The organism is Microbacterium umsixpiens (assembly GCF_053543675.1).
The window spans coordinates 2,698-5,117 of the sequence record NZ_JBLVOH010000175.1; the positions used below are offsets into that span (position 1 = coordinate 2,698).

The window sequence follows — 2,420 nt, forward strand, 5'->3', positions numbered from 1 at the left end:
GACGAAACGCGCACCCCCACCGCCGAGCTGCGCCAGGCGCTGCCGCTCGTGACCGTGCGCGGCCTCCAGGTGGCGTACGACGAGAACACCGTGCTCGACGGCGTCGACCTCGACCTGTTCCCGGGCGAGATGGTGGCTCTGCTCGGGGCCTCCGGTTCGGGCAAGTCGACCTTGATGCGGAGCCTGACCGGGTTCGCGCCCATCTCGGCCGGCACGGTGCGGGTCGCCGGGCACGACGTCACGAATCTCGCCCGCGGCGAGCTGCGCACGCTGCGTTCCGAGGTCGGGCAGGTGTTCCAACAGTTCAACCTGATCCCCCGTCTCAGCGTCATGACCAACGTGCTCACGGGGGCTCTGCACGGCGCGGGGCCGATCAACCTGGCCGGGGGTTTCTCGACCGCGCACCGCCGTCGGGCGCTCGAACTGCTCGACCGGGTCGGCATCGCGCACAAGGCATCCGCCCCCGCCCGCTCGCTCTCGGGCGGACAGCAGCAGCGCGTGGCGATCGCCCGGGCGCTCATGCAGCAGCCGAAAGTGATCCTGGCCGATGAGCCGGTGGCCTCGCTGGACCCGAAGCTCGCGGGTTCGGTGCTCGAACTGCTGCGCGAGATCGCGACGGACGACGGCATCCCGGTGCTGGTGAGCCTGCACGTGCTGCCCCTCGCCCTCGCGCACAGCGACCGGATCGTCGGGCTGCGGCACGGCGAGATGCTCGTCTCGGGGGCGACCTCGCAGCTGGATGCCGCCGCCCTGAGCCCGCTCTACGACGACGAGGAGGACGGCGATGACCACGACCACTGAACCCCGCGCAGACCGCGCGGACCGCACCGCGCGCGCGACGCTGGATCCGGCCGAGCGCGCCCGGCTCGAAAGTGCCTTCCGGGTGCCGCGGACGCGGTTCCTGATCGGCCTGCCGGTCGCGTTCCTGCTGCTGCTCTGGTCGTTCAACGGCGCCGAGTTCAACTTCGTGAAGCTCGGCGAGGGCGCGATCAACATGGGTGAGTTCCTGTCGCGCCTGTTCCCGCCCGACTTCTCGAACATCGGCACCATCCTCGCGCTGCTGCTCGAGACGTTCCAGATGGCGGTCGTCGGCACGGTGCTCGGCGCGGTGCTGTCGCTCCTCGTCGCATTCGGGGCCACGTCCACCCTCGCGCCGAAGTGGCTGTACTACCCGACGCGCTGGATGATGAACATCATCCGCTCGGTGCCCGACCTGGTGTTCGCGCTCATGTTCGTCTCGGCCGTCGGGCTCGGACCCTTCGCCGGCATCCTGGCCATGACGCTCGGTTCCATCGGCTCGATCGGCAAGATCTTCGCCGAGGCGATGGAGCAGGTCGACCGCGGGCCCGTCGTCGCGATGGAGGCCGTCGGCGCCTCGAAGCGACAGGTCATCCAGTACGGCATCCTGCCGCAGGCCGCGCCCCTGCTCACCTCGTACACACTGCTGCTGTTCGAGGGGAACGTGCGCGGGGCGACGATCCTCGGCCTCGTCGGCGCCGGCGGCATCGGTCTGGAGTTGACCACCGCCATGCGCATGTACGACTACGGCCACCTCAGCGCCATCATCATCTGCATCATCATGCTCGTCACGGCGATCGACCAGGGCAGCGCCCTCATCCGAAGGAGAATCACATGACCCTCATCGACACCGACCTCGTCCTCAGCGCACCGGTCAACCTGCGCGATCTCGGCGGCATCGCGATCGACGGCGGCGTGCTCCGCGAGGGGCTCGCCATCCGCACCGACGACCTCGCCTACGTGACCGCGCAGGTCGCAGGCGACCTCGTCGCGGGCGGACTCACCGCCATCATCGACCTGCGTTCGCCGCTCGAGGTCTCGGTGACGGGACGTGGACCGCTCGCCGAGCATCCGGTCGCGTACCACCACCTGCCCCTGATCGCGGATGTCGGGGAGTCGATGGACCGCGACAAGCCCGCGCTCACCCACGAGGCGATGGGCCTGATGTACCAGCGCATGGTGGACGGCGCGGCGCCGCAGCTCGTGATCGCGCTCAACGTCATCGCCTACACGCCGGGGGCTGCGGCCTTCCACTGTGCAGCGGGTCGCGATCGCACGGGTGTGCTGGCGGCGATGCTGCTGCTCGCCCTCGGCGCCGCCGACGACGACATCGTCACCGACTACGCCCGCACCGGCGAAAACATGGTCGCGATCATGGCGCGCACCGCACCCGTGATGGGCGCGATGTGGAAGGCGCTGGGCTTCGACGCCGACGCGCTCGGGAAGACCTCGTCGCTGCTCGAGGGGTCGATGGACTTGTCGATGCGCAGCCTGCTCGACACCCTCCGCGCACAGCACGGCGACCCGCTCACCCCGCTGCGCGACGCGGGACTCTCGGATGCCACGATCGCCCGGCTGCGCGAGCGGGCGCTCGCCGCGTGACGGTTCTGACGGCGGACGCC

General features: G+C 70.1%; 3 protein-coding genes. All 3 read left to right on the forward strand.

What is annotated here, in order from left to right:
- Positions 1 to 801, forward strand: an 801-nt coding sequence (locus ACNPM4_RS16780; protein ID WP_448986438.1) for a phosphonate ABC transporter ATP-binding protein, incomplete at its 5' end; no start/stop codon positions are given.
- On the forward strand, positions 785 to 1,636 hold the full coding sequence (gene phnE / locus ACNPM4_RS16785) for a phosphonate ABC transporter, permease protein PhnE (protein ID WP_448986439.1): 852 nt from the start codon (positions 785 to 787) through the stop codon (positions 1,634 to 1,636). The genes ACNPM4_RS16780 and phnE, both read left to right, overlap by 17 nt.
- Positions 1,633 to 2,400: a tyrosine-protein phosphatase gene (locus tag ACNPM4_RS16790; protein ID WP_448986440.1), complete on the forward strand. Its 768-nt coding sequence runs from the start codon at positions 1,633 to 1,635 to the stop codon at positions 2,398 to 2,400. Before phnE ends, ACNPM4_RS16790 begins: the two co-directional genes overlap by 4 nt.
- Positions 2,401 to 2,420 lie beyond the last annotated feature (20 nt).

Bases quoted from the DNA above. Each gene is read 5' to 3' on its own strand.
- ACNPM4_RS16790 (WP_448986440.1), top strand. From the start codon at position 1,633: ATGACCCTCATCGACACCGACCTCGTCCTCAGCGCACCGGTCAACCTG.
- phnE (WP_448986439.1), top strand. From the start codon at position 785: ATGACCACGACCACTGAACCCCGCGCAGACCGCGCGGACCGCACCGCG.